This is a genomic window from Desulfogranum marinum (genome assembly GCF_963675105.2).
Lineage (GTDB): Bacteria > Desulfobacterota > Desulfobulbia > Desulfobulbales > Desulfobulbaceae > Desulfogranum > Desulfogranum marinum.
Map to the genome: position 1 here is coordinate 2,684,820 of NZ_CAXXRO010000004.1, position 17,681 is coordinate 2,702,500.

12 protein-coding genes, 2 tRNA genes and 2 rRNA genes (1 of these 16 only partly in view) are annotated in these 17,681 nt (G+C 47.3%); 13 read left to right on the forward strand and 3 right to left on the reverse strand.

The window, feature by feature from the left end; genetic code table 11:
• Positions 1-34: 34 nt before the first annotated feature.
• The gene (locus ACHZCY_RS20445; RefSeq protein ID WP_394713423.1) at positions 35-142 is read left to right on the forward strand and encodes an MBL fold metallo-hydrolase RNA specificity domain-containing protein; all 108 of its coding nucleotides are present in this window, start codon (positions 35-37) and stop codon (positions 140-142) included.
• 41 nt (positions 143-183) lie between these two features.
• On the opposite strand, the gene ACHZCY_RS20450 is transcribed toward ACHZCY_RS20445, so the two are convergent.
• Positions 184-507 (reverse strand): hypothetical protein, encoded by a 324-nt coding sequence (locus tag ACHZCY_RS20450; protein WP_319550201.1) that lies wholly within the window; start codon positions 505-507, stop codon positions 184-186.
• 201 nt (positions 508-708) lie between these two features.
• The gene (locus tag ACHZCY_RS20455; protein ID WP_319550202.1) at positions 709-1,986 is read right to left on the reverse strand and encodes a hypothetical protein; all 1,278 of its coding nucleotides are present in this window, start codon (positions 1,984-1,986) and stop codon (positions 709-711) included.
• A gap of 424 nt (positions 1,987-2,410) precedes the next feature.
• On the opposite strand from ACHZCY_RS20455, the gene ACHZCY_RS20460 reads away from it, so the two are divergent.
• From ACHZCY_RS20460 to ACHZCY_RS20490, 7 genes are all read left to right on the forward strand, one after another.
• Complete coding sequence (locus ACHZCY_RS20460; RefSeq protein ID WP_319550203.1) at positions 2,411-4,462, forward strand: molybdopterin-dependent oxidoreductase; 2,052 nt, start codon at positions 2,411-2,413, stop codon at positions 4,460-4,462.
• A gap of 626 nt (positions 4,463-5,088) precedes the next feature.
• Positions 5,089-6,114, forward strand: coding sequence for a TAXI family TRAP transporter solute-binding subunit (locus ACHZCY_RS20465; RefSeq protein WP_319550204.1), 1,026 nt, complete (start codon positions 5,089-5,091; stop codon positions 6,112-6,114).
• A 497-nt stretch (positions 6,115-6,611) separates the two neighbouring features.
• Positions 6,612-8,525 (forward strand): TRAP transporter permease, encoded by a 1,914-nt coding sequence (locus ACHZCY_RS20470; protein WP_319550205.1) that lies wholly within the window; start codon positions 6,612-6,614, stop codon positions 8,523-8,525.
• The gene (locus tag ACHZCY_RS20475; RefSeq protein WP_319550206.1) at positions 8,522-9,706 is read left to right on the forward strand and encodes an NAD(P)/FAD-dependent oxidoreductase; all 1,185 of its coding nucleotides are present in this window, start codon (positions 8,522-8,524) and stop codon (positions 9,704-9,706) included. Before ACHZCY_RS20470 ends, ACHZCY_RS20475 begins: the two co-directional genes overlap by 4 nt.
• Positions 9,699-10,007 carry a (2Fe-2S)-binding protein gene (locus tag ACHZCY_RS20480; RefSeq protein ID WP_319550207.1) on the forward strand — a complete coding sequence of 103 codons (309 nt, stop codon included), beginning with the start codon at positions 9,699-9,701 and terminating at the stop codon, positions 10,005-10,007. The genes ACHZCY_RS20475 and ACHZCY_RS20480 overlap by 8 nt, the downstream gene beginning before the upstream one ends.
• Positions 9,997-11,442 carry an FAD/NAD(P)-dependent oxidoreductase gene (locus ACHZCY_RS20485; protein ID WP_319550208.1) on the forward strand — a complete coding sequence of 482 codons (1,446 nt, stop codon included), beginning with the start codon at positions 9,997-9,999 and terminating at the stop codon, positions 11,440-11,442. Before ACHZCY_RS20480 ends, ACHZCY_RS20485 begins: the two co-directional genes overlap by 11 nt.
• Entirely contained in the window at positions 11,442-12,143 is a 702-nt protein-coding gene (locus tag ACHZCY_RS20490) for an aspartate/glutamate racemase family protein (protein ID WP_319550209.1), read from the forward strand. Before ACHZCY_RS20485 ends, ACHZCY_RS20490 begins: the two co-directional genes overlap by 1 nt.
• 154 nt (positions 12,144-12,297) lie before the next feature.
• Here the strand turns inward: ACHZCY_RS20490 and ACHZCY_RS20495 are convergent, their stop codons facing one another.
• Positions 12,298-13,164, reverse strand: a complete 867-nt coding sequence (locus tag ACHZCY_RS20495; RefSeq protein WP_319550210.1) for an AraC family transcriptional regulator — start codon at positions 13,162-13,164, stop codon at positions 12,298-12,300.
• A 206-nt stretch (positions 13,165-13,370) separates the two neighbouring features.
• On the opposite strand from ACHZCY_RS20495, the gene ACHZCY_RS20500 reads away from it, so the two are divergent.
• From ACHZCY_RS20500 to ACHZCY_RS20520, 5 genes are all read left to right on the forward strand, one after another.
• Complete coding sequence (locus tag ACHZCY_RS20500) at positions 13,371-14,543, forward strand: iron-containing alcohol dehydrogenase (protein WP_319550211.1); 1,173 nt, start codon at positions 13,371-13,373, stop codon at positions 14,541-14,543.
• A gap of 661 nt (positions 14,544-15,204) precedes the next feature.
• Positions 15,205-16,761: ribosomal RNA gene (locus tag ACHZCY_RS20505) — 16S ribosomal RNA — on the forward strand.
• A gap of 77 nt (positions 16,762-16,838) precedes the next feature.
• Positions 16,839-16,916 (forward strand) — tRNA-Ile (locus tag ACHZCY_RS20510).
• 163 nt (positions 16,917-17,079) lie between these two features.
• A tRNA-Ala gene (locus ACHZCY_RS20515) sits at positions 17,080-17,155 on the forward strand.
• Positions 17,156-17,495: 340 nt separating this feature from the next.
• Positions 17,496-17,681: ribosomal RNA gene (locus tag ACHZCY_RS20520) — 23S ribosomal RNA — on the forward strand; it runs 2,766 nt beyond the window's last position.
• Together the 16S and 23S rRNA genes with 2 tRNA genes alongside form the textbook arrangement of a ribosomal RNA operon.

Sequence of the window (17,681 nt, forward strand, 5' to 3'; positions counted from 1 at the left end):
ACTCACAGCATATTCAGCGCATGCTGATCAACAGATGATTGTTGACTGGGTGCACTCCATGCCGACCCCGCCCAAAGAAATTCGGCTGGTGCATGGAGAGGAGAAGGCACGAGAAACTCTTGGCCGGTTGTTACTGAAATAATTGAGAAATAGGGGACTGAGAAATAGGTGACAGAACACATTTTAGATTGTAGATCTAAAGTGTGGTCTGTCACCTATTTCTGATTTTTTCTCACCAAGCCGAGAAAATGATTTTCTAAACTCCTCCACGTCCAGCTCCCATCCCAATGATCTGGCTTTCTTGTAATGATAAGCTTGCCATCGGTTGATAATTGCCATCATTTCACGCTTCGCTTCATCGCCTCTGCATTGTCCAGCTAACAGTTTTTTTAGCCAGTATGAACCTTCAGAAGCACAGGATGGCTGATCAGTGATAATTCCCGGATGGTCAAATAGATATTCTAAGTAATCCCTCGTCGCTTGATCAGTGTTTATGTTTGTTCCCATAAGTGCACCTCTCGTGAATGATAACTTAATATCAATACAATAAACATTTTTCATGATAATTCAATTCCAGCCGGGTTTAGGCTGCAAAAATATCCTCAAATTACTATAACTCTCTGGTAATATATAAGGTTTTTAACAAGTAGTAAGGGACAGACCACATTTTAGATTGTAAATCTAAAATGTGGTCTGTCCCTTATTTCTCTACTTTTTAGAAGGAATCAACCTGTCTCTAACATTAGTCTGCAGGGTCCATCCCATTTCCTGTAAATTGGCGCTGGCTACGGGGCTGAAATCACCCAATACCCACAGTTGCTTCTTCGTCTCTTTAGAGTCGCTCTTTTCTGTGAGTGAGCGGGCGATACCTGCTACATTTTCACTCCAGATAATATGATCTGTAGGGAGTACAACCACAACCTCTCCCTTGGTGGTTGTTGCCTTGGTTATGCGTGCCAGTGGCGAAATGCGCCGCAGAGGAGCTATTTGTTTATGGTAACCTGCGGACATGACAGCCAGAGTGGTTATCACCCTTGCCATTTGCGGGTCACTGGCCTGCAGGCCGACCTTGATAAAGAGCTCCAGGTTTTCCACGCCCTTCATTTTTTCCAGGGCGGAAACTGTTACCGTTGCAAGGGCAGGGTTAAAGACACGGTTGTTGAGAAATAGTTCAACTGTGTCTACGTTCATGCCCATAGCCAAAAGCTTGTTTTTGTTTTGCAGCCAGAGTTCCGAAGCGGGGGTGTTGTTGATTGCCTCGTTAAGTAAACGCGCCGTCCCCGAGGTCGTCAGCACCAGGCCCCCGACGCCCGGTACAGCACTCATGGCCACACCAACCCCAAGCCCACCGAGGTAGTCTGCCCAGGCTAGCCGGTCAAGCTCTTCTTGCAAGACTGCATTTGCAGAATATACGTTTACTCCGTATTGAGTGGCGATCTTACCCTTGGATTTTGAAAATCCGATTATTTGCTGTGCTCTAGTGTCTTCGGCATCGGTTACCTGGCGGCTGCCGATAGTATTGGAGGCTCTGTTGAACAGGCTGCTAACCCCTGCAGCCGCTCCCTGAAGTGTCTCTTCCGTATTGGTAAAAAGGTTTTTGATGCCTGTGGCGGCATTTTTACCAGATTGTTTTAAGGCGGCAATTGCGGTGTCGTCGGTAGCAATTTTTTTCATTGCCGCAATAACGTTTAATTCTTGGGTAAGCTGATACAGTGCACTTGTGGAGCTTGGTGTAAATGTGCCGTATGGCGACAACACTGTATAGTGATAGAAAAATCCATCGCTTGTCACTTCTTCGGCTACCGTAAAGTGCTTCCCTTTTCGTACTTCTGGTTTGAGCAGTGATTGTACCGAATATTTTTGTGGCGTTTCATATTGTGCAAAGGTGACAAGGGGGCAAAGAAGGAGGAGCAGGGCCAAAGCTATTACCGTGACCTTTAATTGATTTGTTGTGTAAGCTTTTTTCAGAATCAGGTTCTGGAACATGGGCGAGACCTCCAACGGTATTAGCTTAATCGTTTAGTAGGGTGGATAAGGGTAGTGCATCCACCACTGTGAGTATTGGGAATCCGCGTGGATGCGCTGCGCTTATCCACCCTACGGGTTGGGCGGATTGCCGGCGAGTATGGTGATACCAATCCCTCTTTTCCTGCTATACAATATTTAAACTCTATCGGTTTGCCTACAGCCTCAGCAAATCGTGCAATAGTTGAGAGCCTGATATCCTCGCCATATAACTTTTTTTCGTTTTACAGTTAGAGTGAGTTTTTTTCTTGGTGTTTTTGTATCATGTTTCAGGGGAGAAAAAATTGATTCTTCGCACAGTTAAATGTTAACGTTAAAGTGAACGTAGTCAAGAGGTAGTTATAGTGCATCGGAATCATGATTCCTCTAATAAAGGTAGCAAAAAATGGAATTCAACAGCAACGTTGAATATAAAAAGAGCGTGTGCCCGCTTGATTGTCCTGACAGTTGCGGAATTATAGCTAAAGTGGTCGACGGCAGAGTGGAATCTTTAGCCGGTGACCCTGACCACCCCTATACCCAGGGCTTTATCTGTAGAAAAATGCGCAGGTACCATGAGCGTGTCTATTCTCCCGACAGAATTCTTTATCCCCAGGTTCGGATTGGCAAAAAAGGGGAAGGTAAATTTGAGAGGATAAGCTGGCCAGCAGCCCTTGAGTTATTAAGTGAGAAGCTCAAAAAAATCGTTGCCCAGTATGGTGGAGAGGCGATACTGCCCTACCAATACGCCGGTAACATGGGAGTTTTAAACAGAAACGCTGGTTATGGTCTGTACCATAAGCTTGGAGCGAGCCGGTTGATTGAGACAATTTGCTCAGCTGCTGCAGGAAAAGGGTGGTCCATGCACTACGGCGATGTGCCGGGGAGTCCGCCGGAGGTTGCTGCAGATGCTGAGCTTATCATTGCCTGGGGCATTAATGTTAAGGTGTCCAATGTTCATTTTTGGCCCTTTATTGCTGCGGCGCGTAAACAAGGTGCCAGGCTGGTGGTGATTGATCCTTATCGGAATGAGACTGGCCAATCTGCCGATCAGTATATTCAGGTGCAACCCGGTGGTGACAGCGCGCTCGCCTTGGGAGCCTTGAAATACCTGGTGGAAAGCAACCGGCTGGACCGCAAAATGCTTGCTGAACAAACTACGGACTTTGCAACCCTTGAAGGGTATTTGCAGGCAACCCCCTGGGAGCAGTTCACAAGCCAGAGCGGACTAGATAAAGAATCCATTGCAGCATTTGCCAGACTGCTAGCAGCACATCCCAAGACTTTTATCCGTATTGGAATAGGATTGAGCCGCAATAGTCGGGGCGGAATGAGCGTTCGAGCTATCAATGCATTGGCAGCTGCGCTGGGGTTGTTTAGCGGGCAGGAAGGGCAGGGTGTTTTGCTGTCGAGCAAAGCATTTAGTGGAGACACGGACAAACTGCGTTTTCCCGAGCTTGCTGAGACCGAATCCCGCCTGGTGAATATGGCTCATCTTGGCCATGCCCTGACTGCCCTGCAGCCGCCAGTGAAATTGTTCTTTGTGTACAGTTGCAATCCTTTGAGTGTGGCTCCTGACAGTTCTATGGTGCGCCAGGGGCTTCTGCGTGACGATCTGTTTACCGTTGTCCACGAACAGGTGATGACTCCCACTGCCCGTTACGCTGATCTTCTCTTACCTGCTACTACCTTTTTAGAAAACAAAGACCTGTATACCGCTTACGGCCATTTTTTTATGGGGTGTGTGGACAGGGTTATTAAGCCGGTGGGTGAAGCACGGAGTAACTTTGATCTGTTTCAGGATCTGGCCCGGACAATGGGATTTACCGACGCACCCTTCATGCAAACTGCTGAAGAACGGTTGCAACAGTATGTTGCCACCATGGAAGGGTTACCTCAAGGGTATGTATTTAACCCTGATGAGTTTAGTGGTTGGGTTGAGTCGACGCGGAAACGGGCAGGAGAATCGGTAATGCGGCGCTGGGACACTGCTTTTGCCTTTAAGGTAGCTCCAGAAGAGGCGGCAACAGAGGGCGCTCCTGCGATTCCCTGTCTCCTGGAAGCAGATGAATTTAGCGATAAAGATTTTTGCTCACGGTTACCTTTGAAATTGATAACACCACCCCATATGGATTTGCTCAATTCAACCTTTGGCGATTTGCACAAAGGCAAAATTGGAGAGGTGTTAATACACCCAAAGGATGCTTTATTGTATGAGATTGCCGACGGGGCTGAGGTTTTACTTGAAAATAACCGTGGAAAGAGCAGGCGGCTGGCTAAAGTAAGTGAGAACACGCAAGAGGGGCTCCTGGTGGCGGAGGGGCTTTTTTGGCAGACAGACCAACACCCCACTGCAATCAATGAACTTACCTCACAAAAGACAACCGATGTTGCTGCTGGGCCTACCTTTCATGAGTCGCGGGTCTGCATCTCCACCAAGAGTATTGATTATGGGTAGCCTGTAATTGTTCATCGGAGCGCAATTAGTAGTCATCGGAATCCGCGTGGATGCGCTGCGCTTATCCACCCTACATGTTGGCCGGATCGTTGGCGAAAAGGTGGTAACGGTGAGCGGAACGGGTTTTTATCAGTCCATATTTCTTAACTGCTAACAATTTTGACAGGGTGGATAAGCAAAGCGCATCCACGCGGATTCCCCCGACTTGGCATTGGAGGACGCGCTATCGCTCATCCACACTGCCCAGTTGTGGCATTGCTAAACTATTACGTTAATACCGTTGATGGCTTAAAAGCAGAGTATTTTTTACAATGGTAGGCTCGGGAGCGGTTACATCTTTCTTATGGAGAATTTTGCATATTTGTATTATTTATTGGCAAAATTTTTGTAGTCACTGCCTGTTATACCGTGACTCTAGCGATGCTCATGTTGTTCAATTACCCTAGGAATTTGTCGGACTGAACCCTTTTTTTTCAACTTGGCGTTATTCTGAAAAATAATGCTCGCAGGTAGCGAAGACTCAGATACTAAGTATATGGCTGTGTTTGTTTTTCCGCCAATGCCTTGAAGTGAAAAATAATGCTCAATCCAACAGGCTTCTACAGCTTATTAAAAAGGAGGGAAATGTGAAAAAAGTACTGACGTGTCTGGTAGCTGCTGTAATGGTGGTCTGTTTAGCAGCTCCTGGCGGACTGATGGCCAAGGAAAATAAAGTAACCAAACCTGCAACTCTTACCTGGGTCGCCGGTGGTGTTGGTGGTGGCTGGTATGTACAGGCTGGCGGCATTGCAAGAATGATAGCCGAGAAAGAGCCGAATCTGGTCCTCAAGGTTGTACCTGGCGGCGGTGTTGTTAATCCGGTTCGTGTTTCCAAACATAAGGACGATTTAGGTTGGGGGATTACCTTTGTCGATAAAATGGCATTCAAAGGACTTGCACCTGTTTATAAAAAGCCAAACCCTGACGTTCGCTCTCTTGGCGGTATCTTCGGCATCTATCATATCCATGTGCTGGGTGCAAAAGACAAGGGCGTTACCGACATGGCTCAACTTGCTGAAATGGTGAAAGCGGGTAAGAAAATTAAGGTTGCCGCACCTATGAAAGGTACCTCCGATCTACCGCTGATTAACAACATATTAGCGTTTTATGGTATCTCCCTCAAAGATATAGAAGCTGCCGGCGGTAAGGTGTTTAATGCCGTGTATGCAGACATGGTTAATCTGTATAAGGATAAGCATGTCGATTTTGTTTTTACCCATCTTGGCCTGCCTGGCGCAGCCATAACCGAAATGAGTGTTAGTCGCGATTCCTCACTGATTGCCCTTTCAAACGAATGTGTGGATCATATCGCTGGTGAATTGGGAACCCTTTCCAGAGATACTGGTAGATCCATGATTCCTAAAGGCACCTATAAGGGGCAGGAAGTTGATGTGCCGACAGTGGTTTCAGCAGGAGAGCTGCTCATTAATAAAGATGTCGCAGACAACATAGCGTACACAATCATCAAAATCATCTGTGAGAATACCGAAGAGCTGTACACGATCAATCCTGCAAATAAGAATTTTAAGCCGGAAACAGGATGGAAAAATGTGGCTTTGCCACTCCATCCAGGTGCTGAAAGGTATTACAAGGATGCTGGCTTCATGAAGTAATGCTTGATGGCATCGTGAAAACTTCGATCTAATCCATCAACGATATTAGTTGTTTAGTGCCGACCCAGCCATGTAGGGTGGATAAGCGCAGCGCATTCACCAATGGTAGTCATCGGAATCCGCGTGGATGCGCTACGCTTATCCACCCTACGAGCTGAGCAGTATTATTAGGATGCTGGCTTTATGAAGTAAAATCCGATGGTGTCGCGAATACTTCGATCTAAACCATCAACGGTATTAGTTGGTTAGGGCCGACCCAGGGATGTAGGGTGGATAAGCGCAGCGCATCCACCATTGGTAGATATCGGTATCAGCGTGGATGCGCTTTGCTTATCCACCCTACGAGTTATTCGTATCGCTGGTGAAAGCGTGGTAGCTGTGGGCGATTACGGATTTTTTATGCGTCCATCAATCTTCACTGCCACCAATGTACTTTTTACAAAATGAAATGGCAGGGCGTGTGATCGCGTCCTGCCTTTCTCTATATTAGGAATATTATGAAAGAGCAGGTGGGGTGGCAAGGTAAGCTGATTGGGGCGTGGCTTGTCACGATTTCCATTTTTCAACTTTATACGGCGACTGTAGGCATTTATGAACCGCGAATTCAGCGCGGAATTCACCTGCTTTTTCTCTTGCCCGCTGCCTTTGTCATGTTTCCGGCCTTTAAAAAGAAGGAAGGCCATCAAGCAGGCATTGTCGATTGGTTGCTGGCGATTGTGTCCATGTTTCCTTCTCTGTATATCATTTATTTTCATGATCGATTGGCAGAACGTCTCGAATTTGTAGACGATGTGCTGCCCATTGAGCTTGTTTTGGGCGGCATGATGATTGTACTGCTGCTTGAGGCAGTGCGCCGGGCAGTTGTACCTGCCATGTCATTTTTGATTGCGGCATTTTTTGCGTACTTGTATCTCGCGCCGCATCTGCCTGGGGTTTTTTATGCCAAAGCGCTACCCTTTGCTGAAATTGTGGAGATGCAGTATCTGATAACCGATGCCGGTATCTTTGGCTCTATTACCGGTGTCTCTGCGACCTTTGTTGCTTTGTTTGTTATTTTTGGCGCCTTTATGGAAATTACCAAGACCGGCCAGTTTTTTACCGATCTTGCCTGTCGGATTGCCGGGAAGGGAAGGGGGGGGCCTGCTAAAATAGCGATTATTTCTTCTGGCTTGTTTGGTTCCATTTCCGGTGTAGCTGCAGCAAATGTATATTCAACCGGCGTGTTCACTATCCCGCTCATGAAAAAGCTCGGCTACCGACGTCGATTTGCCGGTGCTGTTGAGGCTGCCGCTTCCACCGGTGGAATGCTTATGCCGCCAGTTATGGGGGCTGGGGCCTTTGTAATGGCGGAAATTACCGGCATCTCCTATGTACAGATTGTTATTGCTGCGATGCTGGGTGCAATTCTTTATTATGTCAGCCTTATTGCGCGAGTCCATTTTACCGCCCAAAAAGATAATCTGGAGGGGCTGCGCGAAGAGGATATGGTTTCCTATAAGCAGATTTTAAAAGATTCCTATCTGCTTATCCCCATGGTCTGCCTGGTGGCAATGCTGCTTAACGGCTATTCACCATTTCTGGCCGCCAATGCCTCTATACTCCTGACCTTTTTGATTAGCTTTGTCAAAAAGGATACGAGCATGACGCCAGCCAGGTTATGGCGGACCTTGTTACTTTCCGGACAGAATATGGTCATGATTGCCCTGGCCTGTGCAGGAGCTGGGATGGTTGTGTCCATTGTTACCCACACCGGACTGGCGCTCGGTATTGCCACGGTCATCACCAACTGGTCCGGCGGACAAATGCTACCGGCAATGCTGCTGATCATGGTGACCTCTCTGGTTTTGGGAATGGGACTACCCTGTACACCGGCTTACATCATTGCCATTACCATCGGCGGTCCAGCTTTGCTGGCCATGGGTGCGGATATGTTGCCGGCCCATCTGTTTGTTTTCTATTTTGCTATTTTGGCAGGTATAACGCCGCCGGTATGCGTACCAGCCTATTGCGCAGCTTCCATAGCCATGTCCAAACCTTTGCAAACCGGCATGGAGGCCTTTAAACTTGCCCTGGTTGGTTTCCTTATTCCTTATGTCTTTATCTTTAACCAGGCTTTGCTAATGAACGGTACTCCTGTTGAAATTATTACAGTCACAGCTGTGCTGTTGGTGGCGGTCTTATTTTTTGCAGGCGCTTTGAGCGGATATTTCATCAGGCCACTTAACATTATTTTGCGAATAGCTCTGTTTGGCCTTGCTACCCTGACAACGGTACTTTGTACTCTACCGCAGTTGATTAACTCTTGGCTTGTGCAGGTTCCGGTCGGTGTACTGTTGTTAGCTTTTTTAACATCACCATTGTGGAGAAAAACGAGTGGGCAAAAAGCAGAAGGTAGGGAAGTATCGGCTTGAAAACAAATAATCAAAAAATTATCATCATCGGCGGCGGAGTGATAGGCACTTCCATCGCCTATCATCTGGCAAAATCAGGCGCCGCGCATGTGACCCTGGTTGAAGCCGGGGATCTTGCTTCCGGAAGCTCAGGAGCCTGCGACGGCTTGGTATTTATGCAGTCCAAAAAACCAGGTGTACATCTTGAGCTGGCAATGGCCAGTGTAGAAAGATTTGCAGCTTTGCAGGAAGAATTACCCGTTAATATTGAGTTCAGCAGGACTGGTGGGCTGGTCGTCATTGAAACTGAGGCAGAATACCGGGCCATGGAAAAATTTGTGGCCGAGCAACAGGCCATTGGTCTGGATGTACGTTTGCTGGACCAAGAGCAGCTTGTGCAAAAAGAACCGTGTTTATCCAAGGAACTACTGGGTGCTTCTTATTCATCTTTAGATGCTCAGGTTAACCCTATTAACCTGACCCTTGGTTTTGGGCTGGCTGCCGAAAAATGCCAGGTTACCATTCTCAAACACACCCGAGTGATCGATCTTCTTACCTCAGGTAACTGTGTAACAGGGGTGGCAACGACGGGTGGGAAGCTGAAGGCAGATATAGTAGTGAATGCAGGTGGCTCAATGGCCGGCGAAATCGCTGCAATGGTAGATATGCAGATACCTGTTCAGCCACGGCGAGGACAGATTGTTGTTACCAGTGGCGGGGCCGACCAGGAAAGATTGCTTAAACACTGTCTGTTATCTGCTAAATACATAGCCGCCAAGTATGATCCGGAAATTGCTGCTCAGGCAGGGCAGGGTGTGTCCATGGAGCAGACCGATAATGGTAATCTTCTTCTGGGTTCAACCCGGGAATTCGTAGGGTTTGACAAGGAAACCACTGTTGACGGTATCCGTGGAATTATCAAGCAGACCACCTCCATATTACCAGCACTCAAACACATGCATGTTATTAGAACTTTCGCAGGGTTACGACCCTACAGCCCAGATGGCTTGCCGGTCTTAGGCAGGTCCGATTGTCTGGATGGTCTGGTAACAGCAGCCGGTCATGAGGGGGATGGTATAGCACTGGCCCCGATTACAGGAGAGCTCATGGCGAAAATGATTTTGGGGCAAAAGCAGGAGATTGACCTGACCCCGTTTTCACCGGATAGATTTGCAGGAAAGGAAGAGCAGAGTAATGGGTAAGACACCAATAAGTTCTGTTGGCGACGGACTTCGAATTCCCTCAGTGCAGAGAGGGCGTCAGATAGTAATAACAGTAAATGGCGAGCAGGTAATTGCTTATGAAGGGGAGTCTGTGCATGCAGCTCTTGCTGCCTCTGGAGTGCGGCAATTAAGAGATACCGGCCAGGGAGAGAGCCGTGGTGTTTTTTGCGGAATGGGGATCTGTTACGAATGCCTGGTCACTGTTAACTCCCTTCCCAACCAGCGTGCATGTATGACGCAGGTGGAAGAAGGGATGGAGATTGTCGCCTGTGAAAAATAACTATCACGTTGTTATTATCGGTGGTGGTGCCGGCGGGCTTGCAACTGCTGAAACACTGCTCGGGCATGGGCTTGATATCCTGCTCATTGACGAAAATGTACACACTGGCGGCCAGTTGCTTCGTAAAGTTAAACGGAAATATTCATCCAGTCCTTTGGCCACCTTTGACCCAGACCGCATAAAGAACAAAGGTTTTGGTTTAGTCGAAAGGGTACTAGGTGCCGGCAATGGTATTGATATCATCAATCGAGCACAAGTATTGGGCATATCTGCTGACCGTAAGATCATGGTGGAGCAGTCTCTGAATAGCGGAACCGCCAAGGATTCTAATAATCAGATATTTGAAGTCCAGGCTGAATATATAGTCTTGGCGACCGGCGTACGGGAACGTTACCTTCCTTTTCAAGGATGGACCCTGCCCGGTGTAATGTCGCTAGGTGCCGCCCAGATCCTTATGAAAAGCCACGGCGTATTGCCAGGTGCTTCCACTCTTATTGGTGGTTCCAGTCCGTTAATGATGGTTCTTGCTGCCGAGATACTTAAGAATGGAGGCAAGGTCCCTGTCCTGCTGGATGAAAACGGCTTTCAGGAAAAAGCTCTTTTTCTACCGCATATCAAAGATCACTGGTCCAAACTCATTGAAGGCGCCTGGTATACTGCTAAAATGATGATCCATCGGGTCCCTTTGCGTCAGAATATGCGAATTATCGAGGCTCGGGGCGATGAGTGTTTGCAATCAGTTGTCGCAGCTAAAACAGATCGTGAGGGGAATATGATCCCCAACACAGAACGTGAGTATAGGGTCGACACACTCGCTGTTGGCTATGGATTTGTGCCTAATATAGAACTGGCTGTTCAAGCCGGGTGTGATGTGTGTTATCGTAAAGATCAGGGGGGCTGGATCGTTAAGGTAAACGATATGCTTGAAACGTCTCAGTCTGCGCTGTATGCGGTAGGGGAGATTACTGGGGTTGCCGGAGCAAAGAAATCGCTGGTAGAGGGGAAGCTTGCTGCCATGTCTATTTTGGAAAAAATGGACTTGGCAGGGGCATCATCTGATAAGGAAGCTTTCCAACAAGAAAAGCAACAGCTTGTGAAACTTGATCAAAAACAGCAGGAATATGCTTGTTTTTTGGGACAATTTTGTGATCTGCCAATAGCGGCGTACAAAGCTATTCCCGATGCGACCATTATCTGCAGGTGTGAGAACATCACCATGGGGGCAATCAGGAAGGGAGTAGAGTCGGGTTTTGATACGCTGGCAGGGCTGAAAAAAGCAACCAGGTGCACCATGGGGAGGTGCCAAGGGCGTATCTGCGGGGCAGTAATAACCGATATTGTCACAGCTCTTACTGAAAAACCAGCAGATGAGATTGGTGTCCCAGGTGCAAGGATGCCAGTTAAAAATGTGGAATTGAATTCCTTTGTGCAGTGATGACAGGCTTAACAACCTCATCTGATGCCGCTATTGGCATCATTATGCTTGATACTACCTTCCCGCGTATTGTCGGTGATGTTGGCAATCCAGCTACTTTTCCGTTTCCAGTCCGATATAAAGTGGTCCAAGGTGCTTCTCCACAGCGGCTTGTGATTGAAGCCGACCCGAGTCTTTTGCAGCCATTTATAGAGGCAGGGCATAGCCTGATCGATGCAGGTGCTCGGGCTATCGCCACTTCCTGTGGGTTTCTTGCCCTTTTTCACCAAGAACTACAGCAGGCGCTGCCTGTTCCTGTTTTTTCCTCAAGCCTGCTCCAGGTACATTTAACCAATTCGATGCTACAGCAGAGCCAGAAAACAGGCATCATCACTGCAAGACAAGCATCGCTGTCGACACGACATCTAAAGGCCATCGCAATTGATCCGTACCCGCTTGCGATTGTAGGTATGGACCAGGCCGAGGAATTTACCTCTGTGTTCATCCACGGCAAAACAACCATGGATAGACAAAAATGTGCGCAGGAAATGGAGCAGGCTGCAGCAACGCTCCTCGAACAAGATCCCAATATTGGTGCCATCGTTCTGGAGTGTACCAATATGGGCCCCTACTCTAAAGCCATCCGTAAGTTGACCGGGTTGCCTGTCTATGACGTGGTGACCATGATCAATTCTGCTCATTCTGTGGTGCAGCAGAACTGAGAAAATCTGATTGCCGGCAACTCTTCCGGCAGTGTCCCAATACTCTTTTGTTCCAATTATCCATGAGCTTGTAAAACAGCTCTTTAGTCGGTTTCCAATTGTCAGGTAACCGTGGCTGAAGCTTTTCAAAAAGCGAGCTTAAGTATCATGGCCCTTACTTGCTGTATGCACTGGGACTGTTGCCAAAGTAACGTTTGAATTCACGGCTGAACTGGGCAGTGCTTTCATAACCAACACCTGTGGCCGCTTCACCGACTCTAACCTTTTGCTCTGTAAGTAGATCCTTGGCTTTATTTAAGCGTATCTTCTTGAGGTACTGGATAGGCGAGGATGCAGTCACATCGTGAAATGCCCGATGAAAGGCCGATGGACTCATGTTTACCAGGGACGCAAGTGCATCCACATTCATGGTGTCTGCATAACTGGAGTGTATTCGTTTGAGAGCCTTATCAATTTTTGCCAAGTTGGTGTTTTGTATAGCAAGGGCATAGAGTGAGGCCGCATTGGCACCTTGCATCACCCGAAATAGGAGTTCGTACACTAAACCTTCTCCGAGGACACTTGTTTCCATTGGTGACTGAAGTACTCGCAAAAGGCGTAACACCGTATCCTTAATGGGCGGCGTTAACGTTGCTGCAAAAATTCCTTGATGCTTTTTTTTGTTTTCCAGCAAAGTGTGATCGATGTGCTCATCCATTTGACTGATAATTCTATTGAGCAGGCCTATATTTATATTTAGGGTGAGAGCGAGTAATGGCTCCTCCTTGGTCGCAAAGGTCTCACATTCAGCAGGAATAGGGACTGAAAGCACTAGATAGTTATCTGGGTTATACTCATATACTTTGTCACCCATAAAAACACGCTTGGAACCCTGTCCAACTATAATGATGCCTTGGTTGTAACAGAGTGGCTCTCTCCCTTTGGCCTCGGTGGCTTTATATATTCCTATGTCGGGAAGTGTTGTTTGATTAAAGCCATCATTGTGGGCAAGGGTGCTCATCAATTTTGCAGCATTTTTCACATCGATATCCTGTTTAGAAAATTATTATTCAGAAGGAGTTAAATCTAACGTATAAGCTCTGGAAATCGACATGCAAAGTAGGAATAGGCAAAATATGGAGAGGAATGTGTATTCTCTTTAGAAAAAAAGGATTTAAAATGTCCACCACCTGAGAGCATAAAACAAAAAACAATCTAAATAATATATTTTTTTAAGAGGAACAGCACATGTTAAATTTCGACTTTTACAACCCAACACACATCGCATTTGGCAAAGGGCAATTGGAGCAATTAGATGCTTTGACCCCGAAAAATTCAACGGTGCTCATCACCTATGGAGGGGGGAGTGCAAAGAGGACAGGCGTATTAGACAAGGTAAAAACAGAGTTGGCCAAATCTGATCGCAATGTTTTGGAATTTGGCGGCATTGGTGCGAATCCAGAGCTGTCAGTGCTTATGGACGCAGTTGATATTGTCAGGAAAGAGAAAGTAGACTTTTTACTTGCTGTTGGTGGCGGTTCAGTAATGGACGGAACAAAGTTTATTGCCATTGCTTCAGTAGCAGATGACTTTATTGGTAAAGAGCGAGAGCTACTTAATTTTGGTTTTACTCCTGTACCGGTTGAAGGTGCTGTGCCAATGGGAACGGTGCTTACCTTGCCGGCTACGGGATCAGAGATGAATTGTGGAGCGGTAATTACTGACGGTGAAGATAAGCTACCTGTTTTCAGCACCTTCACGTTTCCAAAATTTTCTATTCTTGATCCTGAGCTGACCTATACTCTGCCGGTGACTCAGGTGGCAAATGGCGTGGTAGATACTTTTGTTCATACGATCGAACAGTATGTTACGTATCCGGCGGAAGCACGTTTTCAGGATAGGACTGCCGAAGGCATTCTGCAGACTTTGATTGAAATAGGGAAGAAGACCGTTGAAGAGCCGGAAGATTATGATGCACGGGCCAATTTAGTATGGTGTGCAACCATGGCTTTAAATGGATTGATCGGTGCAGGGGTGCCACAGGACTGGAACACGCATATGATAGGGCATGAAATAACAGCTCTTTTTGGTATTGATCACGCCAAAACTCTGGCCATGGTCCAACCCGCCGTATGGAAAGTTCGTAAGGAGCAAAAGAAAGAAAAGTTGCTCCAATATGCTGAACGGGTGTGGGGAATCACAGAAGGTGATGAAGAGACAAGGATTGATGCTGCTATTAGTAAAACAGAGGAATTCTTTCAAAGTCTTGGCATCAAGACTCGGCTAGGTGACCATGATATAGGGGAAGAAGGGATTGATAGGATTATTCAGTCACTGGACAAACATGGAATGACGGCTCTTTCTGAAACCGGTGACGTTACTCTTGATATATCCAGGAAGATTTTGCAGGCTGCACTTTAGTACTGTTATTTAGAGTTTCGTTACTTGTCTAAAGGCTTTTTAATACATTACCACCGGGTGGTTAACCTTGTTCACCCGGTGGTAATAAAAAAACATTTAGAGAAAAAAGCAACTGATCGCAAAAATAGTTATTGACGACCGATTGATGATCGAGTAGTTTCCCGCCCCGTGCCTGACGAAACATGGACGGCACAGCTTGAAGTGGATTGTTAGTTGTTTAATAATTCCAACCTGTTGGCGGCTGAAAACAAATTTTAACCAGCTGAAAAAAAGAGGTTGACTTCAGGGGCGCGGTAAGGTAGTTTGCCGCTCCGTTGCTTGACGAATACAATCGCCAGGCAGCATGCTGAAGGTCGTTGGCAGTGATCAACGATCACACCTTTTTAATTGTTGAAAGTTACTTTCAACAACAGTAAAAAAAAGGTTGACGGCACGGCGGAGTTACAGTAGATTGTCGCTCCGTTGCTTGACCAACATTATTGAGCAACATGTTCTTGTTTTGACAAGAGCTTACGCAGTACATAAAGTATAACTTCTGTTATACCGAGGCCATGTACAATGGCTTTGATCTTTGACAACTGAACAGTAAACAAGCGGGCCAATTGATTTTGGTTTTTTTGAAGTAAGTAAGTCCAATCGTAAGTGATTGTGGCTAGGATATAAACTGGAGAGTTTGATTCTGGCTCAGAACGAACGCTGGCGGCGTGCTTAACACATGCAAGTCGAACGCGAACGGTTTCTTCGGAGACCTAGTAGAGTGGCGCACGGGTGAGTAACGCGTAGATAACCTGTCCTTATGTCTGGGATACCCCACCGAAAGGTGGACTAATACCGGATGTTCTTGTTTTTCATAAGCGTAATAAGAAAAGGTGGCCTCTGATTTAAGCTACTGCATGAGGAGGGGTCTGCGTACCATTAGCTAGTTGGTGGGGTAAGAGCCTACCAAGGCATCGATGGTTAGCGGGTCTGAGAGGATGATCCGTCACACTGGCACTGAAACACGGGCCAGACTCCTACGGGAGGCAGCAGTGAGGAATATTGCGCAATGGGGGCAACCCTGACGCAGCGACGCCGCGTGAGTGAGGAAGGCTTTCGGGTCGTAAAGCTCTGTCAAAAGGGAAGAAATGCATAATGATTAATACTTTTTATGTTTGACGGTACCTTTAAAGGAAGCACCGGCTAACTCCGTGCCAGCAGCCGCGGTAATACGGAGGGTGCAAGCGTTGTTCGGAATTACTGGGCGTAAAGGGCACGCAGGCGGCCTGATAAGTCAGATGTGAAAGCCCACGGCTTAACCGTGGAAGTGCATTTGAAACTATTAGGCTTGAGTATCAGAGGGGAAAGTGGAATTCCTGGTGTAGAGGTGAAATTCGTAGATATCAGGAGGAATACCAGTGGCGAAGGCGACTTTCTGGCTGAATACTGACGCTGAGGTGCGAAAGCGTGGGGAGCAAACAGGATTAGATACCCTGGTAGTCCACGCCGTAAACGATGTCAACTAGGTGTAGGGGGTGTTGATCCCCTCTGTGCCGCAGCTAACGCATTAAGTTGACCGCCTGGGGAGTACGGTCGCAAGATTAAAACTCAAAGAAATTGACGGGGGCCCGCACAAGCGGTGGAGTATGTGGTTTAATTCGATGCAACGCGAAGAACCTTACCTGGTCTTGACATCCCAAGAATCTTCTAGAAATAGAAGAGTGCTTTTCGGAGAACTTGGTGACAGGTGCTGCATGGCTGTCGTCAGCTCGTGTCGTGAGATGTTGGGTTAAGTCCCGCAACGAGCGCAACCCTTGCCTTTAGTTGCTAGCAGTTCGGCTGAGCACTCTAAAGGGACTGCCGGTGTCAAACCGGAGGAAGGTGGGGATGACGTCAAGTCCTCATGGCCTTTATGACCAGGGCTACACACGTACTACAATGGCCGGTACAAAGGGCAGCGACAGGGCGACCTGAAGCGAATCCCGTAAAGCCGGTCTCAGTCCGGATTGGAGTCTGCAACTCGACTCCATGAAGTCGGAATCGCTAGTAATCGTGGATCAGCATGCCACGGTGAATACGTTCCCGGGCCTTGTACACACCGCCCGTCACACCACGGGAGTCGGTTGTACCAGAAGCAGTTGACCAAACCTTCGGGATGGAGGCTGCCAAGGTATGGCTGGTAACTGGGGTGAAGTCGTAACAAGGTAGCCCTAGGGGAACCTGGGGCTGGATCACCTCCTTTATAAGGATATGCAGCTTAGACTGCAAAGGGATCAACCCCGCTTGTTTTACTGTTCAGTTTTGAGAGATCAAGGTCATGGGCCTATAGCTCAGCTTGGTTAGAGCGCACGCCTGATAAGCGTGAGGTCGGTGGTTCAAGTCCACCTAGGCCCACCAGGTTGAGTTGATCCAGGTTTTACTCCCCTTTCTGGAGTTAGCGGAGAGCGTATTTAAACGCTTCTACGTGCTTCAGGTTTGTTTGTTGTTCTCAGATCGCTATAGGTATGCTATGCGGGCTGAGAACAACAAACAAAGATGGGGCTGTAGTAGTGTTTAAAACGGGGGTGTAGCTCAGCTGGGAGAGCGCCTGCCTTGCACGCAGGAGGTCATCGGTTCGAACCCGTTCACCTCCACCATTTAAAAGAATAAGGTTAGGTATTCGTTGCTTTGCAATGAATACCTAACTTTAAGCTTTTAATATACAATAAAAGTTTTCAGGTGCGCCGGATTTGGGCATTTCGTGTTGTTCGCCATAGTTTACTATGCGTACAACAGGAAAGGGCCGAAGGCGGTGTGCATGAAAGCCTTTTAGAAGTTTATTGATCTTTGACAATTGAATAGCAGGGTATCTAAATCGTAGACCCTTTTTTGTATGTTCACCGAGGGCCGTCAGGTCAGTGTGAGAATAAGCATGCAGGAGAGGGAGTACTACAAAAATAGCGTTTAGAGTTATAACTTAGTTTACAAAAGACTTATGGTTAAGCTACTAAGGGCTGACGGCGGATGCCTTGGCACTAGGAGGCGATGAAGGACGTGGAAAGCTGCGATAAGCTTCGGTGAGCTGCTAACAGGCTTTGACCCGGAGATTTCCGAATGGGGCAACCCGGTAGAGTTCAAACTCTATCATTTATTACTGAATACATAGGTAATAAAAGCGAACGA

Bases quoted from the DNA above. Each gene is read 5' to 3' on its own strand.
- ACHZCY_RS20460 (WP_319550203.1), top strand. From the start codon at position 2,411: ATGGAATTCAACAGCAACGTTGAATATAAAAAGAGCGTGTGCCCGCTT.
- ACHZCY_RS20470 (WP_319550205.1), top strand. From the start codon at position 6,612: ATGAAAGAGCAGGTGGGGTGGCAAGGTAAGCTGATTGGGGCGTGGCTT.
- ACHZCY_RS20450 (WP_319550201.1), bottom strand. From the start codon at position 507: ATGGGAACAAACATAAACACTGATCAAGCGACGAGGGATTACTTAGAA.
- ACHZCY_RS20500 (WP_319550211.1), top strand. From the start codon at position 13,371: ATGTTAAATTTCGACTTTTACAACCCAACACACATCGCATTTGGCAAA.
- ACHZCY_RS20480 (WP_319550207.1), top strand. From the start codon at position 9,699: ATGGGTAAGACACCAATAAGTTCTGTTGGCGACGGACTTCGAATTCCC.
- ACHZCY_RS20445 (WP_394713423.1), top strand. From the start codon at position 35: ATGATTGTTGACTGGGTGCACTCCATGCCGACCCCGCCCAAAGAAATT.
- ACHZCY_RS20455 (WP_319550202.1), bottom strand. From the start codon at position 1,986: ATGTTCCAGAACCTGATTCTGAAAAAAGCTTACACAACAAATCAATTA.
- ACHZCY_RS20490 (WP_319550209.1), top strand. From the start codon at position 11,442: ATGACAGGCTTAACAACCTCATCTGATGCCGCTATTGGCATCATTATG.